Source organism: Bradyrhizobium sp. LMG 9283 (assembly GCF_045571415.1).
In the GTDB taxonomy this organism is placed as follows: domain Bacteria; phylum Pseudomonadota; class Alphaproteobacteria; order Rhizobiales; family Xanthobacteraceae; genus Bradyrhizobium.
Genome location: NZ_CP120691.1, coordinates 563,647 through 581,747, shown reverse-complemented (window position 1 = coordinate 581,747; position 18,101 = coordinate 563,647). Strand labels below are relative to the sequence as shown.

General features: G+C 64.6%; 17 protein-coding genes and 1 pseudogene. 7 read left to right on the top strand and 11 right to left on the bottom strand.

Features of this window, described 5'->3' with window-relative positions:
- Positions 1-7 precede the first annotated feature (7 nt).
- Both P6U29_RS02700 and P6U29_RS02695 read right to left on the bottom strand, forming a co-directional pair.
- Positions 8-769 carry an ABC transporter ATP-binding protein gene (locus P6U29_RS02700; protein ID WP_407116206.1) on the bottom strand — a complete coding sequence of 254 codons (762 nt, stop codon included), beginning with the start codon at positions 767-769 and terminating at the stop codon, positions 8-10.
- Entirely contained in the window at positions 769-1,785 is a 1,017-nt protein-coding gene (locus P6U29_RS02695) for an ABC transporter substrate-binding protein (RefSeq protein WP_407116205.1), read from the bottom strand. The genes P6U29_RS02700 and P6U29_RS02695 overlap by 1 nt, the downstream gene beginning before the upstream one ends.
- Positions 1,786-1,881: 96 nt before the next feature.
- Here P6U29_RS02695 and P6U29_RS02690 point away from each other — a divergent pair, with 96 nt between their 5' ends.
- The 3 genes from P6U29_RS02690 to P6U29_RS02680 all read left to right on the top strand — a co-directional run bounded on the left by P6U29_RS02690 (position 1,882) and on the right by P6U29_RS02680 (position 6,979).
- The gene (locus tag P6U29_RS02690) at positions 1,882-2,595 is read left to right on the top strand and encodes a GntR family transcriptional regulator (protein ID WP_407116204.1); all 714 of its coding nucleotides are present in this window, start codon (positions 1,882-1,884) and stop codon (positions 2,593-2,595) included.
- Between the two features lie 381 nt (positions 2,596-2,976).
- On the top strand, positions 2,977-3,393 hold the full coding sequence (locus P6U29_RS02685; protein ID WP_407116203.1) for a response regulator: 417 nt from the start codon (positions 2,977-2,979) through the stop codon (positions 3,391-3,393).
- Positions 3,371-6,979 (top strand): PAS domain S-box protein, encoded by a 3,609-nt coding sequence (locus P6U29_RS02680; RefSeq protein ID WP_407116202.1) that lies wholly within the window; start codon positions 3,371-3,373, stop codon positions 6,977-6,979. Before P6U29_RS02685 ends, P6U29_RS02680 begins: the two co-directional genes overlap by 23 nt.
- Positions 6,980-7,143: 164 nt before the next feature.
- Here the strand turns inward: P6U29_RS02680 and P6U29_RS02675 are convergent, their stop codons facing one another.
- Positions 7,144-7,779 carry a response regulator transcription factor gene (locus P6U29_RS02675; protein ID WP_027577504.1) on the bottom strand — a complete coding sequence of 212 codons (636 nt, stop codon included), beginning with the start codon at positions 7,777-7,779 and terminating at the stop codon, positions 7,144-7,146.
- Between the two features lie 149 nt (positions 7,780-7,928).
- Between P6U29_RS02675 and P6U29_RS02670 the strand changes: the two genes are divergently transcribed.
- A complete protein-coding gene (locus tag P6U29_RS02670) occupies positions 7,929-8,255 on the top strand; it encodes a hypothetical protein (RefSeq protein WP_407116201.1) in 327 nt (108 codons plus the stop codon).
- On the opposite strand, the gene P6U29_RS02665 is transcribed toward P6U29_RS02670, so the two are convergent.
- From P6U29_RS02665 to P6U29_RS02635, 7 genes and pseudogenes are all read right to left on the bottom strand, one after another.
- Positions 8,252-8,755 (bottom strand): response regulator, encoded by a 504-nt coding sequence (locus tag P6U29_RS02665; RefSeq protein WP_100236822.1) that lies wholly within the window; start codon positions 8,753-8,755, stop codon positions 8,252-8,254. The genes P6U29_RS02670 and P6U29_RS02665 overlap by 4 nt on opposite strands.
- A gap of 141 nt (positions 8,756-8,896) precedes the next feature.
- On the bottom strand, positions 8,897-9,214 hold the full coding sequence (locus P6U29_RS02660) for a hypothetical protein (protein ID WP_027577507.1): 318 nt from the start codon (positions 9,212-9,214) through the stop codon (positions 8,897-8,899).
- A gap of 2 nt (positions 9,215-9,216) precedes the next feature.
- Positions 9,217-10,095 (bottom strand): CheR family methyltransferase, encoded by an 879-nt coding sequence (locus tag P6U29_RS02655; RefSeq protein ID WP_407116200.1) that lies wholly within the window; start codon positions 10,093-10,095, stop codon positions 9,217-9,219.
- 60 nt (positions 10,096-10,155) lie between these two features.
- Positions 10,156-10,542, bottom strand: a complete 387-nt coding sequence (locus P6U29_RS02650) for a response regulator (protein ID WP_091897857.1) — start codon at positions 10,540-10,542, stop codon at positions 10,156-10,158.
- A 32-nt stretch (positions 10,543-10,574) separates the two neighbouring features.
- A complete protein-coding gene (locus P6U29_RS02645; RefSeq protein ID WP_407116199.1) occupies positions 10,575-11,048 on the bottom strand; it encodes a chemotaxis protein CheW in 474 nt (157 codons plus the stop codon).
- Positions 11,049-11,072: 24 nt separating this feature from the next.
- A pseudogene (locus tag P6U29_RS02640) lies at positions 11,073-13,891 on the bottom strand (chemotaxis protein CheW).
- 422 nt (positions 13,892-14,313) lie between these two features.
- On the bottom strand, positions 14,314-14,796 hold the full coding sequence (locus P6U29_RS02635) for a response regulator (protein WP_407116198.1): 483 nt from the start codon (positions 14,794-14,796) through the stop codon (positions 14,314-14,316).
- A gap of 744 nt (positions 14,797-15,540) precedes the next feature.
- Here P6U29_RS02635 and P6U29_RS02630 point away from each other — a divergent pair.
- The 3 genes from P6U29_RS02630 to P6U29_RS02620 all read left to right on the top strand — a co-directional run bounded on the left by P6U29_RS02630 (position 15,541) and on the right by P6U29_RS02620 (position 17,141).
- Positions 15,541-16,239 (top strand): Crp/Fnr family transcriptional regulator, encoded by a 699-nt coding sequence (locus P6U29_RS02630; protein ID WP_407119584.1) that lies wholly within the window; start codon positions 15,541-15,543, stop codon positions 16,237-16,239.
- A gap of 154 nt (positions 16,240-16,393) precedes the next feature.
- A complete protein-coding gene (locus P6U29_RS02625) occupies positions 16,394-16,771 on the top strand; it encodes an Hpt domain-containing protein (RefSeq protein ID WP_407116197.1) in 378 nt (125 codons plus the stop codon).
- A 121-nt stretch (positions 16,772-16,892) separates the two neighbouring features.
- Positions 16,893-17,141, top strand: coding sequence for a hypothetical protein (locus P6U29_RS02620; RefSeq protein WP_407116196.1), 249 nt, complete (start codon positions 16,893-16,895; stop codon positions 17,139-17,141).
- Positions 17,142-17,224: 83 nt separating this feature from the next.
- Here P6U29_RS02620 and P6U29_RS02615 read toward each other — a convergent pair whose 3' ends face one another.
- Complete coding sequence (locus P6U29_RS02615; RefSeq protein WP_407116195.1) at positions 17,225-17,848, bottom strand: LuxR C-terminal-related transcriptional regulator; 624 nt, start codon at positions 17,846-17,848, stop codon at positions 17,225-17,227.
- Positions 17,849-18,101: the final 253 nt, after the last annotated feature.

Here is an 18,101-nt window from a genome sequence, read left to right as displayed (position 1 = left end):
AGCTCCCCTAGTGCGCCACGGCTTCGCCGGCAAAGAGGAGATCGTGGATCTCCTTCTCCAGCCGGCCGGCGCTGCCGTCTTCATTGGAGACCTTGTCGACATCGACCACCTCGGCCTTGACCCGGCCGGGATGTGGCGACAGCAGCAGGATGCGGTTGCCGATGCGGATCGCCTCCGCGATCGAATGGGTCACGAACAGCACGGTGAATTTGGTCTCGCTCCAGAGCTGGAGCAATTCGTCCTGGCAAGTTCGCCGCGTCAGCGCGTCCAGCGCCGCGAACGGCTCGTCCATCAACAAAATGTCCGGCTCCATCGCCATGCCGCGCGCGATCGCGACGCGCTGCTTCATGCCGCCGGACAGCGTATGCGGATAGGCATCGACCACGCGCGTCAGGCCGACCTTCTCGATATAGGCCCGCGCCTTCGCCTCGGCGTCCTTGCGCGACAGCTTTCGCGCGGTGAGCAGAGGAAACATCACATTGGCGAGTACGCTCTTCCAGGGCAGGAGCTGGTCGAACTCCTGGAAGATCATCATGCGGTCGGCGCCGGGGCCGTGGATCTCACGGTCGCCGATCGCCATGCGGCCCTCGCTCGGCGTCATGTAGCCGCCGACAGCCTTGAGCAAAGTGGATTTGCCACAGCCGGACGGACCGAGCAGCACGAATCGGTCGGACCTATCGACCGTAAAACTCACCCTTTCCGTGGCGGTGACGACGGCACTGGAGGTCTTGTAGCGCAGCGTCACGCCGCTGACGTCGAGCAGCGCCATCAGTTGCCTTTCAGGTCATGCGCGACGGGAAGATAATAGTCCGTCCAGGCCTTGGGCTGATTCTTCAGCGTGCCGGTCTTGTAGAGATGGGCGGCGAACTTCATCGTGCCCTGCGGCTCGAGATTCCATTCCATCATGCCGGGCTCCTTGAGGAGATCGAGCAGCTCTTCCACCGAGGTCTTGTCGCCGGTGATCTCCTTGTAGATCTCGATCGCCTGTTTGGTGTCGCTGCGGATCAGGTCCTGCGCCTCCTTGGTGGCGTCACGCACCGCCTGGATGATCTTCGGATTGGCGTCGGCGAACTTCGTCGTGGTGAAGAACTGGGCCTGACTGAGCGGGCCGCCCATCACGTCAGGCGACGACAGCACCACATGCGCGCCCGGCACATTCTTCAGCTCGAGGAAGGTGAAGGGCGGGATCGAGAAGTGGTTGTGCACCTCGTGCTTGGAGTTGGCCAGCGCCGCATAGGCGTCGGGATGACCGAGCTGCACGGTGTTGGCATCGAGCTTCGACCATTGATCGGCACCGAACGCCTCGGCAGCCGCGATCTGCAGCACGATCGCCTGGGTCGAGACCTTCACGGTCGGCACCGCGATCTTGTCGCCCGGGCCGAAATCCCTAATCGACCTGATGTTGGCGTCGCGGCTGATCAGCGTCATCGGCTGCGCCGAGGTCGCGACGATGCCCTTCACGCCGCCGCGGGTACGGTCCCACAGCAGCAATAGATTGCCGGTGCCGGTGTTGAGGATGTCGACGCCGCCCGCGAGCAGCGCGTCGGTCTGCGCGCCGCCGCCGGAGAAGGTGATCCATTTGGTGGTGACGCCCGCCACGCCGAGGCTGGCTGCGTGCTTCTCGATCAGCTTCAGCTTCTCCATGATGTGGCTCGGCATGTAGAAAATGCCGGGCTGGCGCGACAGCGCGATCTCGGATTTCTGCTGTGCATGCGCCGCGGGCGCGAGGAGTGCGGCGGTGGTCACGGCGGCGGCCGCAAGCCGCTTAGAAAGATGCTTGATCATTGTTGTGTGTTTCCTCCGGGTGCGGCGTCGCGCAGCGTTGACCCTGCTGATGCACTAATATATTAGTGCATCAAAGGCAAGCCCGCGGGACCCGACATGGAAGCAGCCCATACCGCGCCGCGCGCGACGTCACGGCCCGCCCGGCTGGATCGCGCCCGTCAGGCCGCGCCGCAGGTGTTCGAGCGGCTACGCAACGCGATCGTCGCCCTGGAGCTGCCGCCGGGCGCGCCGCTGTCGCGCGCCGAGCTCGCCGCCCAGTTCGGCGTCAGCTCGACGCCGGTGCGCGACGCCCTGATGCGGCTCGAGGAGGAGGGCCTGGTCGACGTGTTTCCGCAGCACGCGACCGTGGTCAGCCGGATCGACATTGGCCGCGCCCAGCAGGCGCATTTCCTGCGCCAGGCGCTGGAGCTGGAGATCGTCCGGCTGCTCGCGGAGACGCATGACGACGCCCTGATCATCCGCCTCGACCAGGCCATCGCACTCCAGCAGCAATTCGCCAAAGCCGGCGAGTTCGAGGCCTTCATGACCGCCGACAACGACTTCCACGCCCAGCTTTACGCGGCCGCCGGCAAGGAGGAGCTTTGGGCGCTGGTGCGCAGCCGCAGCGGGCATATCGACCGGCTGCGCCGGCTGCATCTGCCCTCACCCGGCAAGGCCCAGAACATCGTGCGCCACCACAAGCTGATCACGCGTGCGATCGAGGCGGCAGATGCCGATGCCGCGCAACAGCATCTGCGCAAGCATCTGTCGGGCACGTTGAGCGAGCTCGACAAGATCCGGAGTCTCCACCCGGAGTATCTGACCGATTGAACCAGGCCGCGTCGCGGCTGTTGCGGCGGTCCATCGGACCATTGCGCAGCCTGACGCAGAAGCCTTGACCTCGGCGGCGAGGCGTTCGGCCGCTCCCGAGACGTGGATCGCGGCAACGTGCTGGGCGATGTCCTGCGTCGCATTGCGGGTCTGCTGGGCCAGCGCCTTGACCTCGGACGCCGGAAGCTGCTGCAAGGTCCAACGACCATGTGCACGGGAGCGTGCATAATGGCAACATCGGGCTGAGGGCACCGCCCGGCCGGGATCGCAGGGGGCGCGAAGTGCTTGCAGGCCGAGCGGAATCCGCGCAACAATTTCGTATTTGATGGCTTGATTTGCGGTCGCTGGGGCATTCCCATCCGACCTCGGAGGAGTTCAGACGTGGCCAACATCCTGATCGTGGATGACGATCCGGCCGTACAGATCACCATCCGGCTGCTGCTGGAACGGGCTGGTCATCACGTGACAGTCGCCGGCGATGGCCGCAAGGGACTGGCGTTGTTCGAGGCCCTCCAGTTCGACCTGCTGTTTCTCGACATCTTCATGCCCGGCATGGATGGACTGGAGACGATGCGTCACATCCGGGCGCTGGCCCCGGCCATTCCGATCGTCGTCATCTCCGGTCGTTCGGCCACGCCGGATGCCTATGCGGAGCCGGACTTCCTGAAGATGGCGACCAAGCTCGGCGCGGTGGCAAGCCTGCAAAAGCCGCTCCGACCCGGCGCACTGCTTGCCATGGTCGATGGTTGCCTGGCGGGCGAGCCGAAGGGGTCCAATGTCTGCTCCGGCCGCCGATGACAAGAACACCTCCTCTGCTTCAAGGCAGAAACGGCGCGGTGATACGGCCATTCCTGCGAACATCCCCATGAGACTTGCGACGACGCTGGCAACGCGGCTGGCCATCGCGATGATCCTGCTGGTGGCGGTCACCGTGGCCGCAGTCGGATGGCTCGGCTATCGCAACACCACACAGGCCGTCATTCCGCGGGTGCTCGAGCGGGTCGAAGCCCAGTCGCGCCTGCTGGCAGCCAATCTCGAATCCTACGTCGCCGGCGCTCGCGGCGATTTGACCGGCTATCGCTCCGCCGCGGCAATCAATGGCCTGATCCGCGCTCACCTCGGTGGAGGAATCGACGCTTCCGACGGCGTCTCCGAGAAAACCTGGCGCGAGCGCATCGCGGCGCGGCTAGTGGCCGAGATCGATGCCAAACCCAGCTACGGGCAGTTTCGCATCATCGGTCTCGACGATAACCAACGCGAGCTGGTCCGCGTTGACCGCTCCGGCCCAAATGGAACGGCCCGCATCGTCCCCGACGGCGAACTCGAGGCCAAGGGCGAGCGAACCTATTTCCAGGAAACGATACGGCTGGCGCCGGGCGAGATCTATGTTTCGCCCATCGATCTCGCCACGCGGCAGGGCGGGACCACGGAGCCGCACGTTCCGACTCTTCGCGTCGCGACGCCCCTGTTCGCGCCGGACAACAAGCCGTTCGGGATCGTCATCGCCAATATCGACATGCGCCCGGCGCTCGAACGCATCCGCTCGGCCCGGAGTTCGGGAGGGGAGCTGTACGTCGTGAATTCGCGCGGCGACTATCTCGTCCATCCCGACCGCACGCGGGAATTCGGCTCATTGCGCGGCCATCCTACCGATTGGCGCAATGACTTTCCATTCTTCTCGGCCCTGGCTGGCACGTCCGATGTAGCCACGCGGCTCACAACCGATGAATCGGGCCGACCGAGCGGCGCGGCCATCGCGCCGGCACTGCTTGCGAACAAGGAATGGGTCGCCATCATCGTGACCGTTCCCCCGTCCGTCTTCGGCCGCGTGCCGGCCGCCATTCAAAAAACGTCCCTGCTCGTCGGCGTGCTTGCCGTTCTCGCCGCGGCCGCGCTCGCAGTGCTGCTGGCGCGCTCATTGACCCGCCCGATCGGGCGTCTGACCAAGGCGGTGGAGGCCATCGGCAGCGGACGGCCGGCGGACATACCCGTCGATGCCAGCGGCGAGACCGGCGTGCTGGCGCGGGCCTTTGCCCAGATGGTCGAGGAAACCCGGGCGAAAACAGCCGCGCTCGAACGAGAGATCGAGGAGCATCGCCGCACCGAGGCGGCGCGAAGCCATCACGCGGCGCGCGAGAGCTTGTTCAGTGCCGCGGTGGAATCGTCCGACGATGCGATCGTGATGCAGACGCTCGATGCCATCATCACGGGCTGGAATCCGGCCGCCGAGCGTCTCTATGGCTATTCGGCGGATGAGGCGATCGGCAAGCCCACGTCGATCATTGTGCCGCCCGACCGCCGCGAGCATGGCAAGGACTATTTGCGGCGGATCGCGCGGGGCGAGCCGATTGAACGCTTCGAGACGGTGCGCCTGCGCAAGGACGGAACGCCGGTCGAGATTTCGCTCGGCCTGTCTCCGATCAAGGGACCGTCGGGCGAGATCATCGGCGCCTCCGGGAGCGCGCGCAGCCTGACCGAGGCGCGGCGCGCCGAGCGGGCGCTGCAGCAGCAGCTCGAAGAACGGCGCCAGATCTTCGAGACGTCGCAGGATCTGATCATGATCATGGATGCGCGGGGCCATATCGCGCAGATCAGCCCGAGCAGCGAGACCATTCTCGGCTATCGGCCGGACGAGATGATCGGCCGCAGCGGCGCCGACTTCCTTCATCCCGATCATCTGGAACAGTGCCGCGCCGAGATGCGCGCGATCCGTCGCGGCGAGCACATCAAGCTCGCCGACACCCGCTGCTTCCACAAGCGAGGCCACGAGGTCTGGCTGTCCTGGCTCGGCAACTGGTCCGAGCCGGCGCATCGCTTCTTCTTTGCCGGGCGCGACATGACCGACGCGCGACTCGCGCAGGAATCGCTGCGCGAGAGCGAGCGGCTTGCCCGCAACATCGTCGAGACCTCGCTCGACGCTTTCGTCCAGACCGACGAGACAAGCAACATCCTGAACTGGAACTCGCGGGCCGAACAGCTGTTCGGCTGGCGCCGCGACGAAGTGCTCGGCAAGAGCACCATCGATCTCATCGTCGCCGAGAGCGAACGCGAGAGGGTCAGGGCGGGGCTGAAGCAATTCCTGGAGAACTTGGACGGCAGGATGCTGAACCGCCGCCGCGAGCTGATGTGCCGCCGCCGGGACGGCAAGGAATTCATGGCCGAGCTGAGCGTTACCGCCCTGAAGCGCCGCGAGGGCCTGCTATTCAACGTCTTCTACCGCGACCTCACCGACAAGATCGCCGCCGAGGAGCGTATCCGCCATGCCGAGAAGATGGAGGCCGTCGGCCAGCTGACCGGCGGCGTGGCGCACGACTTCAACAACATTCTCACCGTCATCACCGGGACGATCGAGATTCTCGCGGAGGCGGTCGCGAAAGAGCCGCAGCTCGCGGCCATCACGAAGATGATCGACGAGGCCGCCGCGCGCGGCGCCGATCTGACCCAGCACCTCCTCGCCTTCGCGCGCAAGCAGCCGCTCCAGCCGCGCGAGATCGACATCAATTCGCTGATCGTCGACACCGCGAAACTGTTGCGGCCGACGCTGGGCGAGCAGATCCAGATCGAATCGGTGTTCGAGGACGAGAATTGCGTCGCGATCGTCGATCCCAACCAGCTCACCACCGCGATCCTGAACCTCGCGCTCAATGCTCGGGACGCCATGCCCCGCGGCGGCAAGCTGATCCTGGAGACCGGCGTCGCCTATCTCGACGAGGTGTATGCCAGCGCGAACGATGTGCCGCCGGGGAGCTATATGCTGATCGCCGTGAGCGACACCGGCACCGGGATCCCTGCGAACATGTTGACCAGGGTGTTCGACCCCTTCTTCACCTCGAAGGGACCGGGCAAAGGCACCGGGCTCGGGCTTTCGATGGTCTACGGCTTCATCAAGCAGTCCGCAGGTCACATCAAGATCTACAGCGAGGAGGGCCACGGCACCACGATCAAGATGTATCTGCCGCCCGGCAAGACGCCGACAGCGGTCGGCGAGGGCGTGACGCCGGCGACGATCGAGAGCGGACACGAGACGATCCTCGTCGTCGAGGACGACCGGCTGGTGCGGGACTACGTGCTGGCCCAACTGCATTCGCTGGGTTACGTCACCTTGCAGGCCGCAAACGCCGCCGAGGCGCTCGCGATGGTCGCCGCCGGAAAGCCGTTCGACCTGCTGTTCACCGATGTGATCATGCCCGGCAAGATGAACGGACGGCAGCTCGCCGACGAGCTTCAGAAGACACGCCCCGATCTCAAGGTGGTCTACACGTCAGGCTATACCGAGAACGCGATCATCCACCACGGCCGGCTGGATTCGGGGGTTCTGCTGCTCGCAAAGCCCTATCGCAAATCGGATCTGGCGCGGATCATCCGCAAGGCGCTGCAAGCATAGGGCGCCATCGCGTGTCCCGGACAAGGTGCAGCGCGCAAGCGCTGCGACGCAGAGCCGGGACCCAAAACTGCTTGGCTTGCAATTGGAGGTATGGGCCCCGGCTCTGCAGCGCATCACTACGTGACGCGCTGCGTCCGGGGCACGAGAGAAAAAGACCTCGCGAGCTACGACGCGCGCTGGGCCGCGGTCATCACGATGCGGATCAGGTCGGCGGCGTTGCGCGCGCCGAGCTTCTTCATGATGTTGGCGCGGTGGTCCTCGATGGTGCGCGGGCTGATGCCGAGCGTGCGGCCGGCTTCCTTGTTGGAGGCGCCGGAGGCGAACTGCTCCAGCACCTCGCGCTCCCTGCGCGTCAACGGCTCGCGTCCGGGGAAATGCAGCGAGCCGAATTTCGGCGACGCGTTCTCCGCCTGCCTGCGTGCATAGGCGCCGATCGCCTCGTCGAGCCGGCCGACGATCTCGCTGCCGCGGAACGGCTTCTCGATGAAGTCGAGCGCGCCGCTCTTGATCGCGCCCACCGCCATCGCGATGTCGCCTTGACCGGAGATCATGAAGATCGGCGCCGGATAGTCCTCGCCCTGCAACTCCTTCAGGATGTCGAGACCAGACTTTCCGGGAATATGCACATCGAGCAGGATCGCAGCCGGTGTGCGGTTTCGCGCGACGGAGAGCAGCGCTGCGCCGTCCGCAAAACAGATCACCTCATAGCCCGCCGCCTTCAACACCATCGACAGGGTGTCGCGAACGGCAGGGTCGTCGTCGACCACGAAGATTTCACCGCGAGAGCTTTGTTCGGCCATGTGCCACATCCAATTGGCATGAAGGACTCGCGTCCGCGCCAACCGTTATGGCGCTCGGCGCGGATTCGGCCCACCCGTATTTGTACGGGACATGGACTTAACGCACAAGTAGCGGCGTGGCGCCTAATTGCAGGTGACGGAGAATATCCATGCAAAATTCGGTCGACACGCCGCCTCTTGTCGCAACGCCCGAAGTCGAGAGCCGTGAGTTGATTGCGGCAGACCTTCGCTTGCTGATCGCACAGATCGAGACCAGCATGCGCCGGATCGCCGCAGCCATGGACCAAGAACACGGCAGCGATCCCGAAGGTTCCGCGAGCGTTTTCTTACTCGACGACATCACGCCCCGTTACGCCACCGCGAGCGCGGTCCTCAACGCCTGCCGGGCAGGCCTCGGCCACGCCCTGCAATGCCTAGCGGAATCCGGGAGCGCGGCGCGCGATCGCGTCCGATCGCATGGCAGCTCCGCGCTTTAGGCGCGGTGCCGTTCCACGATCGCGTCGTTGGCGACACCACCCCAGGTGTGGATCGCCGGCAGCCCCATCGCGGTCTTGCCGAGATTGGCGAGGCTGATGCGCAGAGCCGCGAGATCCAGCGGCTTCGGCAGACTTTGAAGCTCGATCCCGACGGAACGGGCGAAGCTGCGGGCGGCACTGCGGCGCTTGCCGTCCATGCCGCTGATGACGATCACGGAACCGGCAAATTTCGCACTCGCCATCTCGCGCAGCACATCGATGCCGTCGCCATCCTCCAGCACGAGATCGAGCGTCACGCAGTCAAAGCGCGCGGCGCGGAGCTTCTCGATCGCGTCCGCCACGGATGGCGCCACGGTGACTTCGTGGCCGGCCTGCTTGGCGGCGACCGTGATCAGGCGGCGCTGCGTGGCGTCATCGTCGACCACCAGGAGCTGAAGCGCACGCCGCTCGGCGACGTCGGGCAGGTTGGACGGGATGGGGGAAAGAGAACTTCTGGGCATTGCCGTATCCTGAGAGTGGGACCATCAATGGATACACGGCTCGCGCTTAAGCCACGTAAAGCTGCTGCGGCCAATTGATCCGGATGTTTTCAGCAATTTTGAAGCAACATATCGGAAAGAGTGGCGACGACTGCGGCCAGATCACGCCGCGGCGTCATGGCCGCCGGCCGTACCGCGCTTCTTCCTGTTCTTGCCGCGCAGGAACTGGATGTCCATTTCGGCGCCGTTGACGCGGACCAGCTCGCAGCGACGGTAGGCGAGGCCCGTCGACGACAGCAGCAGGAAGAACTCTTTCAGGTTCAGCCCCTGGATCGAGCCCTCCACCGTGAGAATGGCGTCGGTGTCGGAGATCGCGTTGAGCTTGCAGTCGCGCCGCCAGGTGCCGTCGATAGCCATGATGCAGACATCATAACCTCGGCTGAACGTCACGCGCTCCGCGCCCTTGCCATCCTCGGCCATGCTTATCGTCCCGCCATCGCCGCCATGCGCGGCGCCGCTGCGGCGAGAACCGGCTTGGCCGCTGCCGCACGCGGGTCGTTCGGCTTGTAGAGGCCGCGCCGCTCCGGAAGCGGCCTGAACGTATCGGTCAGTCCGACCACGGTTTCGGCGGCGCCCAGCACCAGGAAACCGTCCGGCTCGATCTGGCGTGCCAGACGGTTGAAGATGTTGATCTTGGTGTCCTGGTCGAAATAGATCAGCACGTTGCGGCAGAAGATGACGTCAAAAGTGCCGAGCTGGGCGAAATCGTGCAGCAGGTTAAGCTGCCGGTGCTGGACCATCGCCCGCAATTCGGGATTGATCTGCCAGGTCTCGCCGATCTGCTTGAAATGCTTCACCAGCATCTGGATCGGCAGGCCGCGCTGCACCTCGAATTGGCTGTAGACGCCGGCCTTGGCCTTCTCGAGCACCTCCTGCGACAGGTCGGTCGCGATGATCTCGACGCGCCAGCCGGTGAGGGCCGCGCCCATCTCCTTCAGGCACATCGCCAGCGAATAGGGCTCCTGCCCGGTCGAGCCGGCGGCACACCAGATGCGCACGCTGCGCTTGCCGGCGCGCGCCTTGATGATCTCCGGCATGATGTGGTCGCGGAAATGATCGAACGGGACCTTGTCACGGAAGAAGAAAGTCTCGTTGGTGGTCATGGCTTCGACCACGTCGGTGATCAGCGCGCGCGAGCCGGCTTGCAGCTTCTGCACCAGTTCGGCGATGCCGGAGAGCCCGGCCTTGCGGGCGAGCGGCAACAGGCGGCTTTCGATCAGGTATTGCTTGTCTGCGGACAGATCGAGACCGGAATTATCCTTCAGGAACTTACGCAGATACTCATACTCGGTCGGGGTCACGGATGGCCTCTTCGAAGCTGTACTGGAACACTCCGGCCCAACACTTTGGGCCAGACACACTCAGACCATGGTTTGTCCGACCGGAATCAAACCGACTTCAGCGAACTTGTCGGCGATGATGTCTTTGTCGAAGGGCTTCATGATGTACTCGTTGGCGCCGCCAGAGAGCGCCTGAGCGATATGAGCCACGTTGTTTTCGGTGGTGCAGAACACGACCTTGGGCTGATCCCCACCGGGCAGCCGGCGCATGTGACCCATGAACTCGAAACCGTCCATGACCGGCATGTTCCAGTCGAGTAGCACCGCATCGGGCAGCTTGCGCTGACAGATCTCGAGCGCCTTCGAGCCGTCTTCGGCCTCGGTCACCTCGAACTCCAGGCCTTCCAGGATGCGGCGCGCGATCTTGCGCACGACGCTGGAATCATCGACCACCAAACATGTCTTCATCTTGGTTCTCCGGCTTCGATGTTTTCGTTTGCTCACGCGGCCATCTGCACTTTGGTTTCGAGCTCGAGGACGCGATCGACGTCGAGGACGACCATGAGCTGGCCGTCGAGGCGGTGGACACCGCCGGCGAGCTTGGCCATGCGCGGGTCGAGGTTGACGGGGTTCTCCTCCTTGCCATCCTCGGGCAGGCGCAGCACCTCGCCGATCTGGTCGATCAGGAGGCCATAGGATTCGCCGCGCAGGTCGACGCCGACCGCCATCGCCGTCTTGCCGTCCTCAGGTCTCGGCAGGCCGAGACGGGCGCGCATGTCGACCACGGTGACGATGCGGCCGCGCAGGTTCAATACGCCCGCGATCTCGCGCGAGGACAAGGGCACGCGGGTGACGCGCTCGGGCATGAACACGTCCTGGACGCGGGAGATCGGCAGGCCGAACAGCTGGCCGCCGATCATCGCGGTGACGTATTCGACCATGGCGCCTTCGCTGGATTGGGTCTTGCTGCTCATAAGCGTGTCTCCTGATCCCGTTGGTTACGCCGCCGCCCGGCTCAGCTCGGAGGCGCCGGCGGCGCCCGCGGTCTGCTCCTTCAGCGCCGCGATCAGACCGGGACGGTCGAACTTGGCGACATAATCGTGGAAACCGGCCTGCCGGCCGCGCTCGATCGCCGCCGGCGACACCAGCGCCGAGAGGCCGATGATTGGGGTTGCGGCCAGGTTGTTGTCGGCGCGGATCACTTCCGCGAACTCGAACCCGTTCATGTCGGGCATCTCGATGTCGGTCAGGATCACGTCAAAGCTTTGCGCGCGCAGCGCGGCGAGGCCCTCCTGCGCGCCTCCCGCGGTGCGGACGCGGTAGCCGGCCGCTTTCAGCACCGGCGCCAGCATGTTGCGGAAGAAGGCGCTATCGTCGACCAGGAGCACCGACTGCGAGTGCAGCGACGGCTTCATCTCCTTGCGGGTGAACCAGTCGGCAAACGCCATCGGCAGGAAGTGGCCGACGTCGATCACCTCGGTGGCCTGGCCCTTGATCACCGCCGAGCCGAGAATGCCCGACCCGGAGCCGCCGACCTCGATGTTGAGGCGTTCCTCGACGATGTCGATGATCTCGTCGACGACGAGGCCCATGGAGCGGCCGTCGTCGGCGAACACCAGGATCGGCTGGGCGCCTTGGCTGGCAATGCTGACGCCGTCCATGGCGACCAGCGGCATCAGCTGCTCGCGGTACTGCACCATGTAGCGGCCGTTCGAGAACTCGATCTTGTCGGCCGGCAGCTCCTCCAGGCGGGTGACCAGCCCGAGCGGGACCGCCTTGGGCTGCGACGAGCCGGCGCGGAACACGAGCAGCGAGGTGGTCTGCTCGCCCGAGCCGATGTGATGGCCGGCGGCGTCATCGGCCATGTCATGGGCCGAGGAGCCGGCGGCGCCGAGCGCCTTGGCAATGCCGTTGGGATCGATGATCATGATCACCGCGCCATCGCCCAAGATGGTGTTGCCGGAGAACATGTCGATGTGACGCAGCTTGGTCGACATCGGCTTGACCACGATCTCCTCGGTGTGGAACACGCCATCGACGACGATGCCGAAGGTCTGGCTGCCGACCTGCGTCACCACGATGAAGCCGTTCTCGGGATCGCTTGCGGCGCCGTCGTCGATCTTGAGGAGCTTCTTCAGGTGGATCAGCGGCAGCAGCTTGTTGCGCAGGCGCAGCACTGCCGTGTCCTTGATGCGCTCGATGCGGTGCTCGCTGTTGGCACGGGCGCGGACCAGCTCGACCACCGAGAGCTGGGGAATGGCAAAGCGATCGCCGCCGGCCTCGACGATCAGCGCCGAGACGATGGCGAGCGTCAGCGGGATCTTGATGGTGACCGAGCTTCCCTCGCCGGCCACGCTCTTGATGTCGATGGTGCCGCCGATCTGGTCGATGTTGGTGCGCACCACGTCCATGCCGACGCCGCGGCCGGACACCGAGGTGATCGCGGCCGCGGTGGAGAAGCCCGGCGCGAAGATGAACTTGTGGACTTGCGCTTCGCTCATCTTCTCCAGCTCAGCCTCGGTGACGAGACCGGACGAGAGCGCCTTGGCCTTGATCTTCTCGGTGTTGAGGCCTCTTCCGTTGTCGGCGATGCAGATGATGATGTGGCCGCCCTCGTGATAGGCGGAGAGGCGGATGGTGCCCTGCTCGCCCTTGCCGCTCGCCAGGCGCTCGGCGGGGTCTCGAGGCCATGATCGGCGGAGTTGCGCACCATGTGGGTGAGCGGGTCCTTGATCAGATCGAGCACCTGGCGGTCGAGCTCGGTGTCGGCGCCGTGCATCTCCAGTTCGATCTGCTTGCCGAGTTCGCTCGAGAGGTCGCGGACGATGCGCGGCAGCTTCTGCCAGGCATTGCCGATCGGCTGCATGCGCGTCTTCATGACGCCCTCCTGCAGCTCGGCGGTGACGTTGGAGAGGCGCTGCAAGGGCACCTTGAACTCGGTGTCCTCGTTGCGCCGCGAGATCTCCAGCAGCTGGTTGCGGGTCAAGACCAGCTCGGAGACCATGGTCATCAGATGCTCCAGCGTATCCACGTTGACGCGGATCGACTGGTTGGCGACGCGGTCGCCCTCGCTCGCGGTCTCGTCGGCCATCGACTTCTTCGGCGCGGGCTTGGCGGGTTTTGCGGCTTCCTTCGCGACAGGGGCGTCAGCCGCCGCTGCGGGCGCGGCCTTGACGTCAGCCTTGGCAACGGGCGCCGGGACCGGCGCTTCGCTCGCGGTCTCGCGGAAGGCGCGCTCGAGCTCGTCGAGCGAGACTTCGCCCGGACGCAACGGGCGCTCCAGGGTCTGCGCGACCAGCGAGCCCGTGGTCATCGCCTTGGCCGGTGCGGCTGGGGCTTCCGGCGCCAGCGGCGGCGCGTCGGCAACCGGAGCGGAGCCGCTCGGCAGCGGCTGCGCCGAGCCGGACGCGATCGGCGAAGCCGACGCTGCCATCGCCGCCATGCCCTGCTCGACCATCGCTTCCAGCTTGTCGATGAGGTCGCGGTCGTTGCCCTCCGGCTCGGCTTCGGTCGCCTCGAGGCCCGCCAGAATCTCCTTGATGCGGTCGATCGAGGACAGGATCACCGTCACCGCCTGCCCGGTCACCGGCATGCCGTCACGGAATTTGCCCATCAAGGTCTCGCCGGCATGCGCCAGCGCTTCCAATCGCGGCAGGCCGAGGAAGCCGCAGGTGCCCTTGATGGTGTGGACCAGGCGGAAGATGTTATCCAGGATCTTGGCGTTGTTCGGCTCCTGCTCGAACTTCACCAGCTGATTGTCAACGGTGTCCAGGCTCTCGCTGGTCTCCGTCAAAAACTCCCGCAACAGATCATCCATGAGCTACGCCTTACTGACCGGGCCTAAACTCGACGCCATCTCTTGCACGGACGGAGGCCCTATCCTGGATCGTTAGACATCCCCTTTCACGGTCCCGTTAATTTCATCCTCCGTGCTACTACGGATATTGAAGAGAAGTTTGCGGTTCGACCGCATCCTGCAGCGCTTTTCGGCAAGACCAGCTCCGCGCCGGCGTGCGAGGGGACATGCGAGGGTAAACGAGCCGATAACAGCGAGGCGAGGCTCGCAGAAAACTCCTGCTCGTGAAGAACGATAGAGACGGCGTGCAGGGCGTTGGACCGAGCCGCCCATAAGCGGCGGCGCTCTCGTGATCCGCGGTTTTGCGGTGTTGCCGCGACCTGCGCGGTCCGCGCTTGAGGTAAACGAACGATTACCCTGCAGCCAATGTGGCTCGTGTCGCGCTAACGGAGCCGCGCGGCCGAGGCAATGTCGCCGTCGGAGCGATGCTCTGCCAGGCAATCGTTGATGGCGACGAGCAGCGCATGCGGCGTGAACGGCTTGCGCAGACAGCGTGCGGCGCCGAGCTCCAGCGCCATCCGCAGGAAATCAGGTGCGGGTGAATTCAGATTTGCGAACGCATAGCCGGACATCGCGATCAGCGGAACAGCGGGTGCCCGGTCGTGGAAGAGCCGGATCGATTCGAACCCGCGCATGTGCGGCATGAAGATATCGATGATCATCAGATCAAACTGTTCGTGCTCGAGAGCGCGCAGTCCGGCTTCACCTCCCTCGGCGATCGTCACCCGAAAATTGTTGCGCTGAAGATAGATCTCGATGGCCATACACACCATCGGGTCATCGTCGACGACGAGAATATGGCGCAGACTTTCGGTCCCCGTATGAGCTTCCCGTTTCGGCGATTCAATAAATGAACCGTGGGGCACGCCGTTCGCCTATGTTTTCAATCAAGAGAGGGTGGTCGCAAACGTCATTGGCGGAGCGATGAAGACGGAGGCGACGGAAATAGGAGCCGCGGTCATCGGACACCAAGGTTCAGTGCAATGCTGGGTAGCTATGAGCAATCGTCCAACGAACGAGGCGGCGCGGGTCAACCGGCGTCCGACGGCAGCACGGATGCAATGCTTCCGGCTCATGAAGGCCCCCCACCGCTTTTTCCTACATGCCCTTGCAGGACACGCGCCCGCTCGGAAGCGAATCAGCGCGCATTTCTTAATTCCGTCGCGAATGAGACACCCTGTCTGCCCTCCAACGGGTATATGGACGGCGTCACAACCTTCGGGATAGTATTTATTCACCGTGCAACTGAATGACGGGCAGACGCGCCGATCGTCTATCGAACCCGCTGGATTGACCTGCATGACCGCGAGCGGCCACCCGCCCAATCAGCTGCTGCAACTGCTCGACGCTGCGGATTTCGATTTGCTGCGTCCGCATCTCGCGACGGTCGAAATGGTCAGGAAATCTGTCCTGGGCGGGGGCGGCGCTGCGTTGGATACACCTACTTCTCCCATGCGCGCAAACGTCGCGCACCAATCGCAACGGACGGACAACTTGTCCCAATTGCTAATATATCGCGGCGTGAACATGATGGAACTTACCCGCGCAGGACGTGATTTCGCGCCGCGACTCGAGGGGGGTAGGGAACGGGGGAGGCAGCTTTGGAAACGATGGTGCGTCCACCCAACGGCTTCCTGTCTGCACTGTCGGCAGACGATTACGAATTGATCCGTCCGCACCTGCGAACGGTCGATCTGCCCCATGATGCCGTGCTGGTCGAGACCGGCGAGACGCTCAAGCGCGCCTATTTTCCCCACCGCGGCGTCATCTCGCTGGTGGTGGAGCTGGCCAAGGGCGAGCATGTCCAAGTCGCCATGATCGGCCGCGATAGCCTGCTCGGGACGCTTTCGATCATGGGCGATGCGTGTGCGTTGAACACCGCCATTGTGCTGGTTCCCGGCGTCGCCTCGGTGGTGGATCTGGACCGGCTGCGGATCGCCGCCGACCAGAGCAGCACCCTGCGCACGTTGCTCGCGCGCCACGGGCTGGCAGTCTATGCCCAGGTGCAGCAGACCGCGGGCTGCAACGCCGCCCATCCGGTGGAGTCGCGGCTGTCGCGGTGCCTGTTGCACACTCATGATCTGTCGGGCGACTCCCGGCTGCTGCTGACCCAGGAGACCCTGGCACAGATGATCGGGGCGCGGCGCAACAGCGTGTCGCTGGTCGCCAACTCGTTGCAGCAGGCCAATTTCATCCACTACAGCCGCGGACACATCCAGATCACCAATCTGGACGGCCTGCGCGAGACGGCGTGCGAGTGCTACGCCACCGTGAAGGCTCAGTACGACCGCCTGCTCGGCACCGGCTGATCGCCGCGGTCTTGGTAAACCGCCGGCTAATGCCCGCGTGCAAACACCGGCCATCCTGCTACCGGAACTGAAATTCGAATGCCGTAGACCCGGGGCATGCCTCGCGCCGGCACGTGCCGCGCGCCAACGAAACGTGATTGATCAAGGCAGGCCCATGTTGGACGTAACCGTCGCGCCGGCGCAGAAGGCGCTCGATGCCGAAGCTGCGCGCGAGCCGCGCGCGTACGAAGCGCTGGTGCACGAGATCGGCGAGGACGGCGCCTCTGAAGTGCGCGATGTGTTCTGGAGCGATACCTGCGTGCGCCTGCAACTGTTCCGCACGCTCTCGCCTGCACAGCACCACGCCAGGATCTCGCGCGAAGCGCATTCGCTGAAGAGCGCGGCCGGAACGTTCGGCTATGTCAGGCTCGCAGCGCTGGCGTTGCGGCTGGAGAAAACCGCGGAGGGCCTCGGCGAGGCCGAATTCCCCGTTCTCCTGGACATGATGGATGCCGCCTATGCCGCCGCGCGCGCGCAGGAGCCGCAGGTCTAAAGCGCGACCTTGCGCGCTCCGGCACAGACCGCGCGAAACCCGCCGTACTTCTACGGTTTGGGATTTTTAGAGATGGCTAATCATAGGTAGCGATAGTCCCGGAAAACCAGGAGGGTTTTCCATGTTCACCTACGAGACCGCAGACCAGAAGGAGGTTCGTCGCTTCCGCATCGCACAGTTCAACGGCCGGATGGCGACGGTGAAGGCTGGCGAGTCGACCGTGACCGGCTTCGTGCGTTCGGTGCTGGAGCAGGAATCGAGCATGCCACCCCGCTGGACCATCACGATCATTCCGAACGCGCCGAAGGAAGAGATCAAGCCACCGCGTCCCGCCTCGCGCACACGTCCGTTCATCGAAGACTATTTCTGAGCGCGACGGGTTTCCAGACTTCTCGAGAGATGTCGCGGGCCTCGCCCGCACCGCCTGCCGGCCGCGCATCAAGCCGGCTTGATCTAGTCGATCGAATGCAGCAGTGCCGCACGGACGAGGTCCGCGGTGTTGCGCGCACCGAGCTTGCGCATCGCCTCGGCGCGGTGGCTCTCGAAGGTGCGCGGACTGATCTGCATGCGAAGCGCACCCTGCTTGTTCGAGTAGCCTTCGCTGATCAGCCTCAGCACCTCGCGCTCGCGCTTGGTCAGCCGCTTCTGGCCGGACGGGCCGAGGAGTTCGGCGCCTGGCACGCGCTGCGGCTGCAGCACGCGGGCGGCCTTCGATTCTGCCTCCTCGGTGCTCGACGGCATTGGCACGCCGCCCTTGTGAGGACCGGCAAGCTGCTTGACCAGACCGCAAACACGCTCGGTCTGGGCCAGCGCGTTCTCCACCACCCGCTGCAAATAGGCGCGATCGCCCGTGCCGGGCGCGAGCTGGTCGCTGTGATGCTTGATCTCGCCCATGTAGAGCAGGAGCGCAGTCAGAGGGCCGTTGAGCTCGCGGGCGATGGCAGCGGCCATTTCGTCAGCTGCCTTGGCACGGACGGCGCTCAGGCGGACGAAATCGGGCTCTTCAGCTGAAGCAGCGCTGCCTTCGTGCCATTCCGACGGCCGCGAATCGGTGGCCGTATCATTCTGTGACCCCATGTCACTCATTTAGCGGAACCGGGGCCGGTCTGTGGTTAACTTTTTGCTCCGTAAGACTACGGTGATTTAGGCCGTTTTGCGCAAAAATGACGGCTTCGGCACAATTTGTGCTTGCGCGGCGTCGCGCCCGACCATGCAAGGGTTGAGTTTCCCCCCGAAATCTTGGGCGGACAGGCGCAACTCCTTGGCCGCCGGCTTCCTCTGACGTCCGCCCCCCGGGTTTTACGGATTAATTAACGGCGACTTGCTTCTC